The organism is Micromonospora sp. NPDC047707, from assembly GCF_040704235.1.
GTDB lineage: Bacteria > Actinomycetota > Actinomycetes > Mycobacteriales > Micromonosporaceae > Micromonospora.
Window position 1 is genome coordinate 59,081 of sequence record NZ_JBEYSU010000003.1, and the last position, 18,188, is coordinate 77,268.

The 18,188-nt window shown below is 74.3% G+C and carries 19 protein-coding genes; 5 read left to right on the plus strand and 14 right to left on the minus strand.

What is annotated here, in order from left to right:
- Nucleotides 1-3: 3 nt before the first annotated feature.
- From AB0873_RS04180 to AB0873_RS04210, 7 genes are all read right to left on the minus strand, one after another.
- The gene (locus tag AB0873_RS04180; protein ID WP_366598337.1) at nucleotides 4-1,014 is read right to left on the minus strand and encodes an ADP-ribosylglycohydrolase family protein; all 1,011 of its coding nucleotides are present in this window, start codon (nucleotides 1,012-1,014) and stop codon (nucleotides 4-6) included.
- Between the two features lie 137 nt (nucleotides 1,015-1,151).
- Entirely contained in the window at nucleotides 1,152-1,511 is a 360-nt protein-coding gene (locus tag AB0873_RS04185) for a VOC family protein (protein ID WP_155333711.1), read from the minus strand.
- A 35-nt stretch (nucleotides 1,512-1,546) separates the two neighbouring features.
- On the minus strand, nucleotides 1,547-2,551 hold the full coding sequence (locus AB0873_RS04190) for a methionine synthase (protein WP_366598338.1): 1,005 nt from the start codon (nucleotides 2,549-2,551) through the stop codon (nucleotides 1,547-1,549).
- 118 nt (nucleotides 2,552-2,669) lie between these two features.
- Nucleotides 2,670-3,743 carry a tRNA 2-thiouridine(34) synthase MnmA gene (gene mnmA / locus AB0873_RS04195; protein ID WP_155333713.1) on the minus strand — a complete coding sequence of 358 codons (1,074 nt, stop codon included), beginning with the start codon at nucleotides 3,741-3,743 and terminating at the stop codon, nucleotides 2,670-2,672.
- Between the two features lie 186 nt (nucleotides 3,744-3,929).
- Nucleotides 3,930-5,105 (minus strand): cysteine desulfurase family protein, encoded by a 1,176-nt coding sequence (locus AB0873_RS04200; RefSeq protein ID WP_366598339.1) that lies wholly within the window; start codon nucleotides 5,103-5,105, stop codon nucleotides 3,930-3,932.
- Nucleotides 5,106-5,283: 178 nt separating this feature from the next.
- Nucleotides 5,284-5,946, minus strand: a complete 663-nt coding sequence (locus tag AB0873_RS04205) for a class F sortase (RefSeq protein WP_366598340.1) — start codon at nucleotides 5,944-5,946, stop codon at nucleotides 5,284-5,286.
- Nucleotides 5,943-6,773: a DUF4397 domain-containing protein gene (locus AB0873_RS04210; protein WP_155333716.1), complete on the minus strand. Its 831-nt coding sequence runs from the start codon at nucleotides 6,771-6,773 to the stop codon at nucleotides 5,943-5,945. Before AB0873_RS04210 ends, AB0873_RS04205 begins: the two co-directional genes overlap by 4 nt.
- 229 nt (nucleotides 6,774-7,002) lie before the next feature.
- On the opposite strand from AB0873_RS04210, the gene AB0873_RS04215 reads away from it, so the two are divergent.
- Complete coding sequence (locus AB0873_RS04215) at nucleotides 7,003-7,608, plus strand: sigma-70 family RNA polymerase sigma factor (RefSeq protein WP_155333717.1); 606 nt, start codon at nucleotides 7,003-7,005, stop codon at nucleotides 7,606-7,608.
- A complete protein-coding gene (locus AB0873_RS04220) occupies nucleotides 7,562-8,341 on the plus strand; it encodes an anti-sigma factor (protein WP_366598341.1) in 780 nt (259 codons plus the stop codon). The genes AB0873_RS04215 and AB0873_RS04220 overlap by 47 nt, the downstream gene beginning before the upstream one ends.
- Nucleotides 8,342-8,407: 66 nt before the next feature.
- Here AB0873_RS04220 and AB0873_RS04225 read toward each other — a convergent pair whose 3' ends face one another.
- The 5 genes from AB0873_RS04225 to AB0873_RS04245 form a co-directional block, all read right to left on the minus strand.
- Complete coding sequence (locus tag AB0873_RS04225) at nucleotides 8,408-11,110, minus strand: HAD-IC family P-type ATPase (protein ID WP_366598342.1); 2,703 nt, start codon at nucleotides 11,108-11,110, stop codon at nucleotides 8,408-8,410.
- Between the two features lie 162 nt (nucleotides 11,111-11,272).
- Nucleotides 11,273-12,232, minus strand: a complete 960-nt coding sequence (locus tag AB0873_RS04230) for an electron transfer flavoprotein subunit alpha/FixB family protein (protein WP_366598343.1) — start codon at nucleotides 12,230-12,232, stop codon at nucleotides 11,273-11,275.
- Between the two features lie 14 nt (nucleotides 12,233-12,246).
- Nucleotides 12,247-13,026, minus strand: coding sequence for an electron transfer flavoprotein subunit beta/FixA family protein (locus AB0873_RS04235; protein WP_155333721.1), 780 nt, complete (start codon nucleotides 13,024-13,026; stop codon nucleotides 12,247-12,249).
- A 179-nt stretch (nucleotides 13,027-13,205) separates the two neighbouring features.
- On the minus strand, nucleotides 13,206-13,619 hold the full coding sequence (locus tag AB0873_RS04240) for a hypothetical protein (protein ID WP_366598344.1): 414 nt from the start codon (nucleotides 13,617-13,619) through the stop codon (nucleotides 13,206-13,208).
- Entirely contained in the window at nucleotides 13,616-14,413 is a 798-nt protein-coding gene (locus AB0873_RS04245) for a GNAT family N-acetyltransferase (protein WP_366598345.1), read from the minus strand. The genes AB0873_RS04240 and AB0873_RS04245 overlap by 4 nt, the downstream gene beginning before the upstream one ends.
- A gap of 40 nt (nucleotides 14,414-14,453) precedes the next feature.
- Between AB0873_RS04245 and AB0873_RS04250 the strand changes: the two genes are divergently transcribed.
- From AB0873_RS04250 to AB0873_RS04260, 3 genes are read left to right on the plus strand one after another with little or no spacing between them, the layout of a single operon-like run.
- Nucleotides 14,454-14,849, plus strand: coding sequence for a DUF202 domain-containing protein (locus tag AB0873_RS04250; RefSeq protein WP_366598563.1), 396 nt, complete (start codon nucleotides 14,454-14,456; stop codon nucleotides 14,847-14,849).
- On the plus strand, nucleotides 14,842-15,162 hold the full coding sequence (locus AB0873_RS04255) for a DUF202 domain-containing protein (RefSeq protein WP_366598347.1): 321 nt from the start codon (nucleotides 14,842-14,844) through the stop codon (nucleotides 15,160-15,162). Before AB0873_RS04250 ends, AB0873_RS04255 begins: the two co-directional genes overlap by 8 nt.
- Nucleotides 15,163-15,189: 27 nt before the next feature.
- Nucleotides 15,190-15,606 carry a PLD nuclease N-terminal domain-containing protein gene (locus tag AB0873_RS04260; protein WP_366598348.1) on the plus strand — a complete coding sequence of 139 codons (417 nt, stop codon included), beginning with the start codon at nucleotides 15,190-15,192 and terminating at the stop codon, nucleotides 15,604-15,606.
- Between the two features lie 37 nt (nucleotides 15,607-15,643).
- On the opposite strand, the gene AB0873_RS04265 is transcribed toward AB0873_RS04260, so the two are convergent.
- Both AB0873_RS04265 and AB0873_RS04270 read right to left on the minus strand, forming a co-directional pair.
- Nucleotides 15,644-17,266, minus strand: a complete 1,623-nt coding sequence (locus AB0873_RS04265; RefSeq protein ID WP_366598349.1) for an acetolactate synthase — start codon at nucleotides 17,264-17,266, stop codon at nucleotides 15,644-15,646.
- Between the two features lie 75 nt (nucleotides 17,267-17,341).
- Nucleotides 17,342-18,115 carry an enoyl-CoA hydratase-related protein gene (locus tag AB0873_RS04270; RefSeq protein ID WP_366598350.1) on the minus strand — a complete coding sequence of 258 codons (774 nt, stop codon included), beginning with the start codon at nucleotides 18,113-18,115 and terminating at the stop codon, nucleotides 17,342-17,344.
- Nucleotides 18,116-18,188 lie beyond the last annotated feature (73 nt).

The following is an 18,188-nucleotide window of genomic DNA, read 5'->3' on the forward strand; positions in this document are numbered from 1 at the left end:
CGGTCAGGGGTGGCGGGTGGGGAGGGTGCTGAGGGTGAAGAGCTGGTCGGCGTACTCGATGCGGGTGGCCCAGTCGGCGGGCCAGGCCGGCGTGCCGAGGGCCGCGCCGACGAAGGCGCCGGCCAGCGCGGCGATCGAGTCCGAGTCGCCGGCGGTGGTGGCGCCGCGGGCCAGCGCGGCGACCGGGTCGTCGGCGTGCCGGATCGCGCAGTACAGGGCCGTGGCGAGCGCCTCCTCGGCGATCCAGCCCGCGCCGGTGTGCCGGCACGGGTCACCGCCGTCGTCCGGCCCGGCCAGCGCCGCCCGGAGGCGGTCGAGGATCGCGAGGCACTCGTCCCAGCCGGTGGCGATGAAGGCCGCCGGGCCGGCGGCGCGAGCGACCTGCCACAGGTCGCCGAGCCACTCCTCCCGGTAGGTCCCCCGCTGCTCCCGGGCCCGCTCCGCGAGCAGCGCCGGCACCGCGGTTGGCTCGGCGCCGTCGCGCAGCAGCCGCACCGCGTACGCGGTCAGCTCGCTGGCCGCCAGACCCGTCGGGTGGCCGTGCGTCAGCCCCGCCTGGAGCTGAGCCAGCCCGGCGAGCGTGTCGAAATCCACGTCGAGCAGGCCGACCGGGGTGACCCGCATGTTCGCGCCGCACCCCTTCGACCCGATCACGGTCGCGTGCTGCCAGCGGGTCCCCCGGGCCAGCTCCGCGCAGGCGCGCAGGCAGGTCATCCCGGGAGCCCGGTCGTTGTCCGGGCTCACCGACCAGGCCACGAAGCGCCGCCGCAGCAGCGGCTCGACCGTCTCCGGGGTGAGCTGCGGCGCGTCGTGGAGGGCCCAGCCGACCGCCAGCGCCATCTGGGTGTCATCGGTGACCAGGGCCGGGTCGCCGGTCAGCTCGCGCGGGCCGGCCGGGCCGTACCGTCGGACGATCTCGGCGACGGTCAGGAACTCGGTCGGCTTGCCGAGCGCGTCACCGTAGGCCAGGCCGAACAGCGAGCCCGCGGCCCGCCGGAGGGAGGGGTCGGTCATTCCCGCGATCATGCCGTCCACTGACGACCTCCGCCAGCCCCGCGGCCACCCGCCCGACCCGGGCGCCGCAGACCGAGGTGGTGGGACGGCGGAACCTCCCGGAGCGGAGGACCGCCCAGCGGCCGGGGCCCGGCGGCTCAGACGTCGAAGACCAGGCAGAACGGGTGGCCGGCCGGGTCGGCGTAGACCCGGAAGTCCTGCCCCCCGCCGGGCAGCCGGCGCGCACCGAGCGCGAGCACCTGCTTCTCCGCCGCCGCCACGTCCTCGACCTCCACGTCCAGGTGGAACTGCTGCGGGACGGCCGGCTCGGGCCAGGTCGGCGGACGCAGGTTGGGTGCCTTCTGGAAGGCGAGCCGGTGCCCGCCGCCGGAGAGCACCACCCAGTCGTCCTCCGTGTCGTCGGAGTCGAGCGGCACGCCGAGCAGCTCGGAGTAGAACGCCGCGAGGGCCCGCGGGTCGGGGCAGTCGATCACCACGGAACGAAGCTGTCCAATCATGGCGTCATCCTGCCCCGCCCGTACGACAGGAAACCTCACTCCTCCGCGAGCCGCCGCCCGGCGTCCCGGCAGGCGGTGAGCACCGCCCGGGCGTACCGCGGGGTGGCGTCGGCGAGCCCGCAGGCCGGGGTGACGACCACCTGCTCGGCAAGGCGGCGGCGCGGGAATCCGAGGCGGTCCCAGAGCTGGCGTACCCGGTCGGCGACCTGCGCCGACGTGGGCGCGCGCCCGGCGGCCGGCGGCCCGGTCGGCACGGCGCCGGCCAGCAGCCCGAGGCCCGCGTCGACGGCCTCGCCCAGCGGGTCCAGGTCGGTGACGAGGCCGAGGTCGAGCGCCACGCCCACCGCGCCGGCCGTACGGATCAGCTCCAGCGGCACGTCGGGCGCGCAGCAGTGCACGACCACCGGCACCCCGGCCGCCTCGACGACGTCGCCGAGCAGCGCGCCGGCCACCCCCGGCTCCACCGCCCGGTACGTGCCGAAGCCGCTCTCGGTCGGCACCCGGCCGGCGAGCACCGCGGGCAGCGACGGCTCGTCCAGTTGCAGCAGCACCGAGGCCCGGGGCAGGCGGCGGGTCACGGCGGCGACGTGGCCGCGTACCCCCTCGGCGAGCGACCCGGTCAGGTCCCGGACCGCTCCCGGGTCGCGGACCATCCGGCCGCCGATCGGCAGCTCCAGCGACGCCGCCAGGGTGAGCGGTCCGCCGACCTGGATCTTGATCGGACCGGCGTACGCCTCGGCCTGCTCGGCGAGCTGGTCCAGGTCGCGCTCCATCAGGTCCCGCGCGCGGCGCAGGTCCCGCCCGGGGCGGGGCGCGATGCGCCAGCGGGCCGCGTACAGCTCGACGGGCAGCTCCACCAGCAGGCCGGCGGTGCGGCCGATCAGGTCCGCACCGGGGCCGCGGGCGGGCAGCTCCGGCAGGTGCGGCAGGGCGGGGAGCTCACCGAGGACGATCCGCTGGGCCTCGGCGATGTCGGTGCCCGGCAGCGATCCGACGCCGGTCGCCGCCCCGGCCGGCCACGGCCACCCCTGATCTGTCACGGCCGAAGACTATCGGGTACGCGGTGCCGCCCCACCCGGACCGCCGGTCCCGGCGCATACCTCACCCGCGTCGACCGGGTCGGGCCCACCGTCACGCCGGCAGCGGGCGGGAGCCGGCTCAGGCGGCGATGGTGGCGGAGCCGAGCACGACGTCGCCGGCCGGCTCCGGCCGGTACGCCACGATCGCCTGACCGGCGGCGACGCCCCGGACCGGGCGACGCAGCTCGGCGCGCAGGCCGTCGGCGGTCACCGTCACCGTGGCGGGCACCACGTCGCCGTGTGCGCGCAGCTGCACCTCGCACTCGACCGGCGCGTCCGGACGCACCCCGCCCGTCCACACCGGACGCTCGGCGCGGACGTGCGACACCGCCAGAGCCTCGGCCGGGCCGACCGTCACCGTGTTGGTCTTCGGCGTGATCGACAGGACGTAGCGCGGGCGGCCGTCCGGCGCCGGCCGGTCCAGGTGCAGGCCCCGCCGCTGGCCGACGGTGTACGCGTACGCCCCGGCGTGCGTGCCGACGACGGCGCCGGTGGTCGCGTCGACCACGTCACCGGGTGTCTCGCCGAGCCGCTCGGCGAGGAAGCCGCGGGTGTCCCCGTCGGCGATGAAGCAGATGTCGTGCGAGTCCGGCTTGTCGGCCACGGCGAGCCCGCGGCGCGCCGCCTCCTCGCGGACCTGCGCCTTCGTCGAGTCCCCCAGCGGGAACATCGACCGGTCCAACTGCTCGCGGGACAGCACGGCGAGGACGTACGACTGGTCCTTGGCGAGGTCGACGCTGCGCCGCAGCAGGCCGTCCGCGCCGAGCCGGGCGTGGTGGCCGGTGACCACCGCGTCGAATCCCAGGGCGACGGCGCGGTCCAGCACCGCGGCGAACTTGATCTTCTCGTTGCAGCGCAGGCAGGGATTCGGGGTACGACCGGCCGCGTACTCGGCGACGAAGTCGTCCACCACGTCGGCGTGGAACCGGTCGGCCATGTCCCACACGTAGAACGGGATGCCGATCACGTCGGCGGCCCGGCGGGCGTCCCGCGAGTCCTCCAGGGTGCAGCAGCCCCGGGCGCCGGTGCGGTACGTCTGCGGGTTACGGGCGAGCGCCAGGTGCACGCCGGTCACGTCGTGCCCCGCCTCGACGGCCCGCGCCGCCGCCACGGCGGAGTCCACGCCGCCCGACATCGCCGCCAGTACCCGCACCTCTACCACCCTTCCCCATCTCCCGTCCGAGCGTAACGACCCGAGACCCCACCCTCGAACTCCCTGCACCCCCGCTGCGACCCACCCCACCCGTCCCAGCGCCCGCGATCACGAAGTGGTGGTGGCCGCAATTGGTGCAGAAGGTGGCACTTCGGGCACCACGGCTGCTGGCCGGCGGTCGCGGGCTCAGCGGGGGGTGCGGTAGCTGGCGGCGCGGCGGGCGCGGTCCACCGCCGCGGGGAGGGCCCTGATCAGGGCGTCGATCTCCGACTCCGTGCTGGTGTGGCCCAGGGTGAAGCGCAGGGAGGAACGGGCGCGGTCGTCGTCGGCGCCCATCGCGATCAGCACGTGGCTCGGCTGGGCCACCCCGGCCGAGCAGGCCGAACCGGTGGAGCAGGCGATGCCCTGCGCGTCGAGCAGGAGCAGCAGCGCGTCGCCCTCGCAGCCGGGGAAGGAGAAGTGCGCGTTGCCGGGCAGCCGGTCCACCGGGTCGCCGTTGAACACGACCTCCGGCACCGCCTGCCGGACCCGCTCGACGAGGTCGTCGCGGAGGGCGGCGACGCGGGCCGCGTACTCCTGCTGGCGCTTGACCGCCGTCTCCACCGCGACCGCGAAGGCGACGATGCCGGCGGTGTCGAGCGTGCCGGACCGGACGTCGCGCTCCTGGCCGCCGCCGTGCAGCAGCGGGGTGGCGGCGACGTCGCGGGCGAGCAGCAGCGCACCCACGCCGGCCGGCCCGCCGAGCTTGTGCCCGGTGACGGTGAGCGCCGAGACGCCGCTGGCGGCGAAGTCGACCGGCACCTGGCCGACCGCCTGGATCGCGTCGGTGTGGAACGGCACGCCGTGCGCGGCGGCGACCGCCGCCAGCGCGGCGACCGGCTGGATCGTGCCGACCTCGTTGTTCGCCCACATCGTCGTCACCACGGCGACCCGGTCGCCGCGCGCGGTGAGCTCGGCGCGGAGCTGATCCGGGTCGACCCGACCGGCCGCGTCCACCGGGAGGAAGCCCACCTCGGCGCCCTCGTGAGCGGCGAGCCAGTCGACCGCGTCCAGCACGGCGTGGTGCTCGACGGCGCTGGAGACCACCCGGGTCCGCCGGCCGTCCGCGGCCCGGCGCGCCCAGAAGACACCCTTGACGGCGAGGTTGTCGCTCTCCGTGCCGCCGCCCGTGAAGATCACCTCGGAGGGTCGGGCGCCCAGCGCGGCGGCCACCCGCTCCCGCGACTCCTCCACCCGCCGGCGGGCACGGCGGCCCGCCGCGTGCAGGGCGGACGGGTTGCCGACCTCGCGGGCGGTGGCGACGTACGCCTCCAGTGCCTCGTCGAGCATCGGAGTCGTCGCCGCGTGATCCAGGTAAGCCATCAGGGTTCAGCCTAACGACCATCCGGGCACCCGCCGGACGCCGGAGTACGCGGGCCGCGAACGGCGGAGCTCGCCCGGTACGCCGGAGCCGGGGCGGGGGTGCGTCTCCTCCCCCGCCCCGGCTCGGCGCGGCCCGGTCAGCCGGCAGGTCGGGCGGCCGACGGGCGCGTCCCGGCGGTCACGCCGGCACGGCCGTGACCACGATGTTGTCGCGGTAGCGGCGGGTCTCGGCGTCGAACGGCCCGCCGCAGGTGATCAGCGTGAGGCGCGGAGCCCCGTCCCGCGCGAAGTACCGCTCCAGCGGGATCTTCGTCTTCCGGTACTCCTCCCGGGCGACCACCCGGTAGGCGCGCTCCCCGCCGGCGCCGTCGGTGACCGTGAGCGTGTCACCCCGGTCCAGCTCCCGGAGCCGGAAGAAGGCGCCCCGGCCCTGGGTCGAGCTGTCGACGTGCCCGGCGATCACCACCGACCCGGCCGTCGCCTCCAGCCCGGGGCCGTACCGGTACCAGCCGATCTGGTCCACGCTGGGTGGCACCTCGAACTCGCCGGTCCGCTCGTTGATCCCGACCGCGTTCACCCTGGCGGTCACCCCGATCGTCGGGATCTCCAGGCGGACCGGCGGGACGACCTCCGGCCCGGCGGGCAGGTCGCCGGCGGTGACCGGCACGGACGACCCGCCGCCGGTGGCCGTCGCCGAGGGGCTGGCGCCGGCGAGTGCGGCCGCCTCGTCCGCGCCGACGTCCTCCGCCGGCCGGTTGGCGCAGGCGACCAGCGCGGCGACGGTGAGCGCGGCGGCGCCGGCGGCCATCGCCGCCAGCGCCCCGCGATCCCGCACCGTCACCGGCGGCCGGTCCGGGCGGTGGCGACCCGCGCCCCGCCACCGACCAGCAGGAGCACACCCGCGCCGGCCAGCACGTACCACCAGGTGCCCACGCCGGTGCCGGCCAGGCCGCCGTCACCGCTCGGCACACCGGCCGGGGCCGAGTGCAGGCCGGTGATCGTCTGCGCCACGACCTCCAGGTTGTTCGCCTCGGCGGAGCCGATCGCGTAGACGATCGTCGCGGTGCCCTCGCGCAGGTTCAGGTCGGCCGGGCCGATCGCCACGGTCGAGGTGCCGGCGAGCACGACGTCCGCGCTGACGGTGCCGGCGTCGACGTCGGCCTTGGCCTCGTTCGGGTTGGTCAGGTCCTCGAAGACCGGAGTGCCACCGGCCCGCACGTCCACCGCCGGGGCGGCGGCGGTGTGCCGGACGATCAGCCGCGCCTTGCCGGCGCCGACCTTCGCGGTGTCGTTGACGAACGGTGTGATCTTCGGCTGCCCGTTCGCGTCCAGGTGGGCGGCGATGCTGATGTTCGCCCCGCCCGGCACCTGGGCGTCGTCGACGGTGAGGATCGCGCTGCCGACCGGCTCGCCGGGCTTGGTCAGCGCGATGTCGTACGCCCCCTCCGCCAGGTCCAGCGGGCCCGCCACGTCGCCGGGCGCGAAGTTCGAGAGGGTCTTCTCGCCGTTGACGTAGACGTCCACCGGGGTGTCCGGGATGCCGTGCACCACGGAGACCTTGGACGTCGCGGCGTACGCCGGGGTCGCGGTGACGGCGGCGACACCGGCGAACGTCAGCGCGGCGACCGCGCCGCCGGCGGCCGCCCGGCGGATGTACGAGAGCTGCATGTCTGCCTCCTGGTGATTGGAGCTGATTCGTCAGGCTCGGCTTGCGAAACGGGTTACGCCCGTTCCGCGCCGGCTGGATGCGGCCGGAGACGATTTCTTTTTCTCCGGGCGACCGCATCCGCGGGCGGCCCCCACGACGAAGAGCGGGTGGGAACGACACGACCAGGAAAGTGGGGCGGAGGCTGTGGGAGTTACAGTCGGGCATGCCCCGAGGAAGGCGAGCCGACCCGTGACGGCGGCACCACAGCAGCCCCCGGGTCCGCCCGAGGACGACCTGGCCGCCCGCTTCCGCGCCGGCGACGAGGCGGCGCTCCGGGAGGCGTACGACCGGTACGGCCGGGCGGTGCTCCACCTGGCCACCAGCACGCTGGCCAACCGCAGCGACGCCGAGGACGTGACGCAGGCGACGTTCGTGGCCGCCTGGTTGGGGCGCGAGACGTTCGATCCGGCCAAAGGGTCGCTGATCGGCTGGCTGCTCGGTATCGGCCGCCGCAAGGTGGTCGACCGGCTGCGCGCCTCGGCCCGGGAGAGCCGGGTGGTCGAGACGGTCCGTCAACTGCCCGACCCGGCCCCGGCCGGTCCCGATCCGGACACCGTGGTCGACCGGCTGGTCGTGGCGGACGAGCTGGCTCGACTCCCCGACGACCAGCGACGCATGCTGGAGCTGGCGTTCTTCGACGACCTGACACACCAGCAGATAGCGGCGGTGACCGGGGTGCCCCTCGGCACGGTGAAGAGTCACATCCGACGCGGCATGCAGAGCTTGAAACGCAGATGGGAGGTGGACGGTGCAACACCTGGACCACGACCGGCTGGTCTTCCTGGCGCTCGGTGAGAGCGAGGCGGACAACGGGGAGAGCACCCACCTCGACAGCTGCGAACACTGCCGCCTCGAGATGGAGACCCTCCAGCACGTCGCGGGCCTCGGCGCCGGCGCGCAGGGCCTGCGGGACCTGCCCGACCCGCCCGAGCACGTGTGGCAGGGCATCGTGGCCGAGGTCCGGGCCGCCGAGGAGCTGCCCACGATCGCGGGCGCGCGCCGCCCGGTGTCGCCGGCCGCGCCGACCGGCACCGCCGGCGACCCGCCCGCGGTGGTGCCGTCGCCGCCGGCGCACCGGCGGGCCCGCCGGCCGCGCTGGCTGACGACCGCGGTGACCGCGGTCGCCGCCGCCGCCATGGGTGTGGTCGGCACGCTCACGGTGCTCGGTGTGACCGGCCCGGACCCGCAGCCGGCACCGCCGGTGCTGGCCACGGCGCCGCTCACCGCGTACGGCTCGACCCCGCCGGACGCGAACGGCGAGGCCCGGGTGTTCGACAACGGGCGACTGCACCTGCACGTGGCGAATCTCCCGGACGTGGCGGGGTACTACGAGGTGTGGCTGATCAACCCGGACACCATGGCGATGTTCTCGGTCGGCGTGCTCGGTGCGCAGAAGGACGAGCTGCTTCCGTTGCCACCGAACGTGGACCTTGAGGCATACTCGGTTGTCGACGTTTCCGCCGAGGCGTACGACAACAACACCGCCCACTCCGGCAACAGCCTGCTGAGGGGCACCTTGACGGGCTGATCGGCGGGCCGGCTCAGCTCCCCGGCCCGCCGATCAGCTCCCCTTCCGCCGCAACGGCCGCCGGCCTCACCCGAGCCGGCGGCCGAACCGCTTGTGCACCGCCACGACGGCGCTGACCGCCACGGCGACAGCCACGATCCGCAGCCACGTGTCGGCGCCGATCGGCGCCGTCCGGAACAGCGTGTTCATCACCGGCAGGTAGGTCAGCGCGGCCTGGCCGAGAGCCTGCAGCAGCACCCCCGCGAGGAGCCAGCGGTTGCTGAACAGCCCCAGCCGCCACGGTGAGCGGGTGAGCGACCGGCAGCTCAGCAGGTAGAACGCCTGCACGGTGACGAAGAGGTTCACCGCCGCCGTACGCGCTTCCGGCAACTCCGCCCCGGAGCCCAGCTCCCACTCGAAGAGCCACCAGGCACCGGCCACCAGCAGCGCGGCGACGAGCAGGACCCGGGCCACCAGGGCGCCGGTGAGCAGCGGCTGAGCCGGGTCGCGGGGCGGTCGCTCCATGACCCCGGCCTCCTTCGGCTCGAACGCGAGCGTCAGGCCGAGCAGCACCGCCGTGGTCATGTTGATCCAGAGGATCTGGCTGGGCAGGATCGGCAGCGCCGTACCGAGCACGATCGCGACGAGGACGACCAGGCCCTCACCGGTGTTCGTGGGCAGCGTCCAGGTGATGAACTTGGTGAGGTTGGCGAAGACCCCGCGCCCCTCCTCGACGGCCGCCTCGATCGTGGTGAAGTCGTCGTCGGTGAGCACGATGTCCGCGGCCTCCTTGGCCACCTCCGTGCCGCTCCGCCCCATCGCCACCCCGATGTTGGCCTGCCGCAGGGCCGGCGCGTCGTTGACGCCGTCCCCGGTCATCGCGACCACCTGCCCGTCCGCCTGCAACGCCTCGACGAGCCGGAGCTTCTGCTCGGGCGAGACGCGGGCGAACACCGAGGCGCGGTCCACCGCCGCCGGCCGCTCGGCGTCCGGCAGCTCCGCGAGGTCCGTGCCGGAGAGCACCGCGCCGGGCCCCGGCTCCGCGTCCAGCAGTCCGAGGCGTACGGCGATGGCGCTCGCGGTGGTCCGGTGGTCACCGGTGATCATCTTCACCGCGACCCCGGCGCGCCGGCAGGCGGCGATCGCGTCGGCGACCGCGGCCCGCGGCGGGTCCAGCATGGCGTGCAGCCCGGTGAAGGCCAGGTTGCCGGGCAGGTCCTCCTCCGCCAGCCCGGCACCACCGCCGACCCGCGCCATCGCCGTGGCCAGCACCCGCAGGCCCTCACCGGCGAGTTCCCCGGCGGCCGCCAGCACCGCGCGCCGGTCGAGCGGCACCGTCCGTCCCTCCTCGTCCAGCGCCTCGGCGCACCACTCCACCACCCGCTCGACCGCGCCCTTGACCAGCACCACCCGCTCGCCGTCCCGGGTGTCGTGCAGGGTCGCCATGAACTGCCGCTCGGACGTGAACGGGATCGCGGCGACCCGGGGCAACTCGGCGGCCACCTCCGCACCCCGCAGGCCCACCTTGGCCCCGGCCACCAGCATCGCCACCTCGGTGGGGTCGCCGAGCACCACGCACCGGTCGTCCCGCTCGTCCAGCCGGGCGTCGTTGCAGGCGACCCCGGCGAGCAGCGACCAGCGCAGCGCGCCGTCCTCCCCGGTACGCGCGATGCCGCCGTCGGGGTCGCGGATCTCCCCCGCCGCCGCGTAGCCGCTGCCGCTGACCCTGTGCCGGCCGGCGAGCGTCCAGACCGCCCGCACGGTCATCTGGTTCTCGGTCAGGGTGCCGGTCTTGTCGGTGCAGATGACCGTCGTGCTGCCCAGCGTCTCCACCGCCGGCAGCCGGCGGATCACCGCCTGCTGGCGAGCCATCCGCGCGACCCCGATCGCCAGGGTGATGGTCACCGCCGCCGGCAGGCCCTCGGGGATGGCCCCCACGGCCAGCGCCACGGCCGCGGTGAACGTCTCGCCGGCCCGCTCCCCGCGTAGGACGCCGACCGCGAAGGTCACCCCGGCGAGCAGCAGGATCACGACGGTCAGTACCCGGCTGAAGCGGGCCAGCTTGGTTGTCAGCGGCGTGTCCAGGACCTGGGCGCTCCCGACCAGGCGGTGGATCCGGCCCAGCTCCGTCTCCGCCCCGGTCGCCACGGCGAGGCCGGCCGCCGAACCGCCGGTCACCAGGGTGCCGGAGTACAACACGTTGCTCCGGTCGGCCACCGGCGTCTCGTCGGCGACGACGACCTCGTCCTTGCGTACGGGCTGGGACTCGCCGGTCAGCGTCGACTCGTCCACCCGCACCTCGTCGGCGCGGGCCAGGCGCAGATCGGCGGGCACCTTGTCCCCCGCCTCGACCAGCACCAGGTCGCCGGGGACCACGTCGTCCGAGGGCACCCGCCGTGGCCGGCCGTCCCGCACCACCCGGGCCTCGGTCCGCACCATCGTGCGAAGCGCGTCCAGCGCGGCCTCGGCCTTGGACTCCTGGAGGAAGCCGATGACGGCGTTGACGACGACCACTCCGAGGATCACGGCGGCGTCGACGTACTCGCGGAGCAGCAGGGTGACCAGGCCGGCGACCAGCAGCACGTACACGAGGGGGTTCTGGAACTGCCGGAGCAGCCGGCGGAGCACACTGCCGCGGGCGGCGGTCGGCAGCACGTTCGGGCCGAAGCGTTCCCGGCGCCCGGCCGCCTCCGAGGCACTCAGGCCGCGGTGGGTGTCGGTCTCCAGCAGCAGGACGACCTCGTGCACGGCCAGCGCGTGGTGGCCACTTCCGGGCGCCTTCACCGGCATTCGCACTCCTCGTTCCCACGTCCGGGCCGGGGGGTGCGCGGGGGCCCACAGGTCCATCCTCCCAGGTCGGAGCCGCCAGTCGTGCGGTTCCGGGCGGACGGCGGCACGACGAGGGCCGGGAACCTGCCCGGCTCCCGGCCCTCGTCGTGGTACGAGCTCAGCTCACTTGCGCTTACGGATCTCCTCGGCGGCCTGCGGTACGACCTTGAACAGGTCACCCACCACGCCGAAGTCGGCCAGCTCGAAGATCGGCGCCTCCGCGTCCTTGTTGACGGCGACGATGGTCTTCGAGGTCTGCATGCCGGCCCGGTGCTGGATCGCGCCGGAGATGCCGAGCGCGACGTACAGCTGCGGGGAGACGGTCTTACCGGTCTGGCCCACCTGGAACTGGTGCGGGTAGAAGCCCGAGTCGACGGCGGCGCGGGACGCGCCGACCGCACCGCCGAGCAGATCGGCCAGCTCCTCGACGAGCTTGAAGTTGTCGGCGTTGCCGACACCGCGGCCGCCGGAGACGACCACCGACGCCTCGGTCAGCTCCGGGCGGGAGCCCTTCTGCTCGGCGACCCGGTCGACGACCTTGGCCAGCTTGTCGGTGTCGGTGACCGACACGGTGAGCTGCTCGACCGCCGGGCTGGCCGCGGCCGGCTCCGGGTTGAGCGAGTTCGGCCGGACGGTGACCAGCGGCAGGCCACGGGTGACCTTGGACTTCACGATGGTGGAGCCGGCGAAGGCCACCTGCGTGGCGGTGCCGTCGGCCGTCAGGGCCACCACGTCGGTCAGGATGCCGTTGTCGAGCTTGACCGCGAGGCGGGCGGCGATCTCCTTGCCCTCCTGCGACGAGGCGAGCAGCACGGCGGCCGGCTGCACCCGCTGGACCAGCTCGGCCAGCACGGTCGCCTTCGGGGCGACCAGGTAGCCGTCGATCTCCTCGCTCTCGGCCGCGTAGATCTTCTCCGCGCCGTACTCACCCAGCTTCGCGCTCAGCGCCTCGGCGGCGCCGGGGCCACCGAGCACGACCGCGCTGGGCGTGCCCAGGCCGCGGGCGAGGGTGAGCATCTCCAGGGTGACCTTCTTGACGCCGAATTCCCGAGTGGCTTCGACGACGACGAGAACCTCAGACATGTCCGTACCTGCTCTCACACGAACTTCTCGGTGGCGAGGAACTCGACCAGCTTCGCGCCGCCGTCGCCCTCGTCGGTGACCTTCGCGCCGCCGGAGCGCGGCGGGCGCTTGCTGTGCTCCAGCACGGTGCTGGTCGCGCCGTCGAAGCCCACCTCGGTCGGGGCGACGCCGAGGTCACCCAGGGACAGGGTCTGCACCGGCTTCTTCTTGGCGGCCATGATGCCCTTGAAGGAGGGGTATCGCGGCTCGTTGATGGTGTCCCAGACGGAGACCACGGCCGGGGTCGAGGCGGTGACCACCTCGTAACCCTCCTCCGTCTGCCGCTCGGCGGTCAGGGTCGAGCCGTCCACGGTGAGCTTGCGCGCGCCGGTCAGGGCGGCGACGCCCAGCCGCTCGGCGATCATGTGCGGCATGACCTGGACGCGGCCGTCGGTCGACTCGGCGCCACAGAGGACCAGGTCGGCGTTGAGCTGGCCGAGCGCGGCGGCGAGCACCTTGGAGGTGGCGACGGCGCAGGACCCGTGCAGGGCGTCGTCGACGACGTGCACGGCCTTGTCCGGCCCCATGGAGAGCGCCTTGCGGATCGACTCGGTCGCCCGGTCCGGACCCATGGTCAGGATGGTGACCTCGCCGCCGTGCGCCTCCTTGATCTTCAACGCCTCCTCGATGGCGTACTCGTCCATCTCGTTGATGACGTTGTTCGCCGAACCGCGGTCGACGGTGTTGTCGTCAGTGCGCAGGTTGCGGTCCGCGCCCGAATCGGGCACCTGCTTGACGAGTACGACGATGTTCATCGCGCTTCGACGACCCTCCTGTGGTTGTGGCGATCGCTCGCCCGGTCTGGGGCGCAGCCTCCCGCGTGACTTAACGCTCGGTCAACCGCGGGCCGCTGTGCAGTTGCCCACGGCGCAATGTTACCCACAAGTAGCTTGCCCTCTCCGGAGGGCGGGGGTGACACAGCTCACCGCGCAGCTCAGGCCGCCTGCGCCAGCGCCGCGCGGATCCGTTCGATCATCGCCGTCTCCTCCGGGCTGACGCCGCGGTGCGCCTGGGCCACCCGGTCCGCCGCGGCGAGCACCACCTCGCGGTACGTCCCGACCTCCGACGGAGCCTTGCTCCGCAGGATCGCCACCGCACGGGTGAGCGCCGGGAGCACCACCGACTCGATCTCCAGCGCCGAGTCCCTCGGCAGCCTGGGCAGCGGGCCGGTGGTCAGCGCCTCCTTGACGACCCCGCTGGTGTCGGCCATCGCCCCGGAGGCGGCGAAGCTCTCCCGGAACAGCGCCATCATGCCGGGGTCGGCGTTGGACACCAGGAAGACCGCACCGAAGGCTCCGGTCTTGAGAGTCAGCCGCTCCTCGGCCGTCAACCGCTGCTCCATGATCACGGAGTGTAGACGTACGGCGTGGTCGTGGTGACCGCGACGAGGCCGAGCCGTTCCAGGATCGGCCGGCTGTCCGCCGAGGCGTCCACCTCCAGCAGCGTGGCGCCGCGCTGCGCGGCGAGCCGGGCCCGGTAGGTGACCAGGGCCCGGTAGATCCCCCGACGACGCCAGGCGGGCAGGGTCGAGCCGCCCCAGAGGGTCGCGAACCCGGTCCCGTGCGGGTACCGCACCCAGCCGGCACTGACCACCTCGTCGCCGGCCTCGGCCACCACCACGGTGATCGACTGCGGGTCGGCGGCGAGCTCCTTCTCCAGGCCGGGCCCGAGGTGGCTGCGGTCGGTGCCCCACACCGCCTCCTCCATCGCCACGATCCGGTCCAGGTCCGCACGCGAGGTGACCTCGCGCAGCCGGACGCCCTCGGGAACGACCGGGAGGGCGGCGGCGATTGGCGCGACCGGCCCGATCACGACGGTCTCCGGCGCTTCCGGCACGAACCCGGCGGCGCGCAGCCGGTCCGCCAGGTCGGCCGGTTCGTCGTGGCCGTGCAGCTTCCACTCGACCGGCTCGCCCCGATCCCGGAAGATCGCCACCTGCCGGGCGATCAGCTCGTCCAGCTCCGCGCCCGCCAGGCCGCCCAGGTCGTGGTACGTGAGGAAGCCGCCGTCGTCGAGGCCGAGGAACCGCAGCAGCGGGCCGTCCCGCTCGATCGACACGCCGGCCGGCAGCGGGTCGGGCACGAAGGCGCGCAGGCGGCGGTCGTACGCCCTCCGGAGGGTGTTCACATCAAGATCCGTCACCAGACCAGGCTACGTCCGGATGGAAGCGGATAATCAGCACGTGTGGCAGGCGATCAGGCGGTGGTTCGACCCGCAGGAGCTACGTTCGGTGGGCACCACGCCGGACTACCGCTTCTCGCTGGCCAACGAGCGCACCTTCCTCGCCTGGCTGCGGACCGGCCTGGCGCTGGTCGCCGGCGGCCTGGCCACGGCACAGTTCCTGCCGCCGCTGCCGCTGGCCCACCTGCGTGAGGCGATCGCCATCGCCCTGCTGCTGCTCGGCGGGGCTGTCGCGGTCCGGGCCATCGACCACTGGGCCCGCACCGAGCGTGCGATCCGGCTCGGCGAGGAGCTGCCCGCCTCCCGCTTCCCGGCCGTCCTGGCGCTCGCCGTGGGCGTAGGGGCGCTGCTCCTGGTCGCCGCGGTGCTGGTCCGCACCATCGGCGGGAATGGCTGACCGGGCGTCCGGGGCCAGCCGGCCCGACCCGGGCCTGCAACCCGAACGGACCCGGCTCGCCTGGCGGCGCACCGCGCTGGCGATGACGGTCGTCATGGTGTTGACCGTGCGGTTGGCGCTGCCCCTCGGCGCGGCCGGAGTGACGCTCGGCGGGGTGGCGGTGCTCGGCTGGTCGGCGGCGTTGCTCGTCTGCTGGTGGCGGGTGACGGTCGCCCGACGGGCCGCCTACAGCCGGGCCGTGCCGCTGGCCGCGCTGGCCACCGTCGGGTACGCCACGCTCGGTGTCGTGGTGCTGATACGCGGGGTGTGGTAGCCGGCGCGGGTGCGTCATCATGGAGTCATGGCCCGGCTGTACGTCCTCGTCTTCCTCGCGCAGATCGTCCTCGCCGTCTGCGCTCTGATCAGCTGCCTCTCGGCCGAGGAGGGCAACATCCGCGCCCTGCCCCGGGTCGCCTGGGTGCTGATCATCCTGTTCTTCCCGCTGGTCGGGTCGATCGCCTGGTTCGTCGCCGGCCGTGACCGCGGTGCCGGTGGCGCCGCGAAGGCATGGCCGGTCGGCAAGGGCGTCGCCGAGCGCAAGCCCCGGCCGGTCGCCCCCGACGACGACCCCGAGTTCCTCCGCTCGATCGACGAGCGCACCCGCCCGCGGGACCAGGACCTGTTCCGGCGCTGGGAGGACGACCTGCGCCGCCGCGAGGACGACCTGCGGCGCCGCGAGGGCGACCCGCCGCGCGAGGAGAAGAGCCCCGACGCCTGACCGGCCGCCGGCACCGCGTGCCGGCGGCCGGTCCGGCTCAGGCCAGGTTCGACGAGCGGGGGTACGCGTCGGTCGGGTCGGTCAGCACGTTCACCAGGTACGGCACGCCCGCCTCGAACGCCCGCTTCAACGCCGGCCCCAGGTCGGCGGCCTTCGCCACCGTCTCGCCGGCGCCGCCGAGCGCACCGACCACGGCGTCGTAGCGCAGCTCGGGCTGGAGGTCGGCCGCGACGTCGTAGCCGTACATGGCCCGCATCGGGTGCTTCTCCAGGCCCCAGATGCCGTTGTTGCCCACCACGATCACGACCGGCAGCTTCTGCCGGACCAGCGACTCCACGTCCATCAGCGAGAAGCCGGCCGCCCCGTCGCCCATCAGCACGCAGACCTGCCGGTCGGGGTGGGTCACCCGGGCGCCCATCGCGTAGCCCATGCCGGTGCCGAGGCAGCCGTACGGGCCCGGGTCGAGCCAGGTGCCGGGCTGCGCCGGCTCCAGGTAGCGGCCGGCGTACGAGACGAAGTCCCCGCCGTCGCCGATGGTGATGGCGTCGCGGGCGAGCACCTTGCGCAGCTCGCCGTAGACCCGGGCGGGGCGGATCGGGTCGCTCTCGGCGGCCATCTCCTCGGCGTCGCGGGCCTTGGCGGCGTCCTCGGCGGTCCGCAGGCCGGCGATCCAGTCGGCGTGGTCGGCCCGGTCGCCGGTGTGCCCGGCGAACGCGGAGAGGATCAGCCGCAGGTCGCCGGCGGGCGCGGCGGCCGGCTGGACGTGCCCGGCGCGCTGGCTCGGCGCGTCGACGACGTGCACCACCTTCGCGTCGCCGAAGTCGCCGAAGCCGAGCCGGAAGTCGAGCGGGGTGCCGACGACCACGACCACGTCGGCGCCCTTGAGGGCGACCCGCCGGGCCTTGGCGAAGGCAAGCGGGTGCTCCGGCGGCAGCGCGCCGCGACCCATGCCGTTGGTGAAGACGGGCACCTGGAGCGCCTCGGCCGCCTCGCGCAGGGCGGTGACGGCGTCACCGGCGTACACGTCGGAACCGGCGATGATCACGGGACGGCTGGCGCCGGCGATCAGGGTGGCCGCCTTCGTCACCTCGTCCGGGTCCGGCTCGATCGGGGCGATGCCCGCCGGGGCGGGCAGGTCCGCGTCGGCCACCGAGAAGACCGCCTCGAGCGGGAAGTCCAGGAAGACCGGACCCCGGTGCGGGGTGAGCGCCGCGGTCAGCGCCGCTCCCACCGCCCGCGGGATGTCGTCGGTGCTGAACACCGTCTCGGCGTGCTTGGTCACCGGGGCGACCAGCGGCAGGTGGTCCATCTCCTGGAGGCTGCCCGAACCCCACCGGAACTGCGGGGCCCGCCCGCCCAGCACCAGCACCGGCGACGCGTTGAAGAACGCGCTGGTCAACCCGGAGATGCCGTTGGTGACACCGGGGCCGGCGGTGAGCACGGCGAGACCCGGTCGCCGCTGGAGCTTCGCGACCGCCTCGGCCGCGAAGACCGCCGACTGCTCGTGCCGCACGTCGTAGATCGGGAAGTCGCCCTTGTGCGCGGCGTCGTAGAGCGGGAAGACGTGCCCGCCGGAGAGGGTGAACATCTCCCGCACCCCGTACGCGCGCAGCGCCGCGAGCGCCAGCTCGCCGCCGTGACCTTCGATCCGCTCCGACATCACCGCTCCCCTTCGTTCCGGATGACCGGGGTCACACGCTACTCAGCGGTAGCCCGAATGTGAACACCGCTCGGGTCAGCGGCCGGTGAAGTCCGGCTTCCGCTTCTCGACGAACGCCGCCATGCCCTCGCGCCGGTCGTCGGTGGCGAACAGCGCCGCGAAGAGCTGGCTCTCCCAGGCGAGGCCGGAGTTCAGGTCCATGTCCAGGCCGCCGTCGACCGCGAGCTTCGCCGCGCGCAGCGCCTGCACCGGCCCGGTCAGGTACGGCTTCACCAACGCCACCGCGGCGTCGTACACCTCGGCGGCCGGGACGACGCGGTCGGCCAGCCCGATCCGCAGCGCCTCCTGCGCGTCCACCATCCGGCCCGACATGATCAGGTCCTTGGCGCGAGCCGGGCCGACCAGGCGGGCGAGCCGCTGGGTGCCGCCGGCGCCCGGGATGATGCCGAGCTTGATCTCCGGCTGGCCGAGCCTGGCGTCCTCGGCGACCACCCGCCAGTCGCAGGCGAGGGCCAGCTCGCAGCCGCCGCCGAGCGCGTACCCGGTGATCGCCGCGACCACCGGCTTGGGGATCCGTGCGATCGCACCCAGCGCGCTGGACAGGTCGGCGGCGCGGTCGGCCATGTCCACATAGGACATATCGGCCATCTCCTTGATGTCCGCGCCGGCCGCGAAGACCTTCTCTCCGCCGTACACGATGACGGCGCGGACCTCCGGGTCGGCGGTGGCCGCCGTCGCCGCGGCGCGCAACTCCTCCTGCACCTGGGTGTTGAGGGCGTTCATCGGCGGCCGCTCCAGCCGGATGGTGCCGATGCCGCCCTTGGTCTCCAGCCGCACGAACTCGCCCACGCTGACCCTCACTTCCTCGTCGAAGTCGCGTGCCAACCTTACGGCCCGGCTCGTTGGGGTACGTAGTCTGGTG

Bases quoted from the DNA above. Each gene is read 5' to 3' on its own strand.
- AB0873_RS04265 (WP_366598349.1), bottom strand. From the start codon at position 17,266: ATGTCGGAGCGGATCGAAGGTCACGGCGGCGAGCTGGCGCTCGCGGCG.
- AB0873_RS04260 (WP_366598348.1), top strand. From the start codon at position 15,190: ATGGCCCGGCTGTACGTCCTCGTCTTCCTCGCGCAGATCGTCCTCGCC.
- AB0873_RS04230 (WP_366598343.1), bottom strand. From the start codon at position 12,232: ATGTCTGAGGTTCTCGTCGTCGTCGAAGCCACTCGGGAATTCGGCGTC.
- AB0873_RS04255 (WP_366598347.1), top strand. From the start codon at position 14,842: ATGGCTGACCGGGCGTCCGGGGCCAGCCGGCCCGACCCGGGCCTGCAA.
- AB0873_RS04225 (WP_366598342.1), bottom strand. From the start codon at position 11,110: ATGCCGGTGAAGGCGCCCGGAAGTGGCCACCACGCGCTGGCCGTGCAC.
- AB0873_RS04200 (WP_366598339.1), bottom strand. From the start codon at position 5,105: ATGGCTTACCTGGATCACGCGGCGACGACTCCGATGCTCGACGAGGCA.
- AB0873_RS04185 (WP_155333711.1), bottom strand. From the start codon at position 1,511: ATGATTGGACAGCTTCGTTCCGTGGTGATCGACTGCCCCGACCCGCGG.
- AB0873_RS04180 (WP_366598337.1), bottom strand. From the start codon at position 1,014: ATGACCGACCCCTCCCTCCGGCGGGCCGCGGGCTCGCTGTTCGGCCTG.
- AB0873_RS04210 (WP_155333716.1), bottom strand. From the start codon at position 6,773: ATGCAGCTCTCGTACATCCGCCGGGCGGCCGCCGGCGGCGCGGTCGCC.
- AB0873_RS04235 (WP_155333721.1), bottom strand. From the start codon at position 13,026: ATGAACATCGTCGTACTCGTCAAGCAGGTGCCCGATTCGGGCGCGGAC.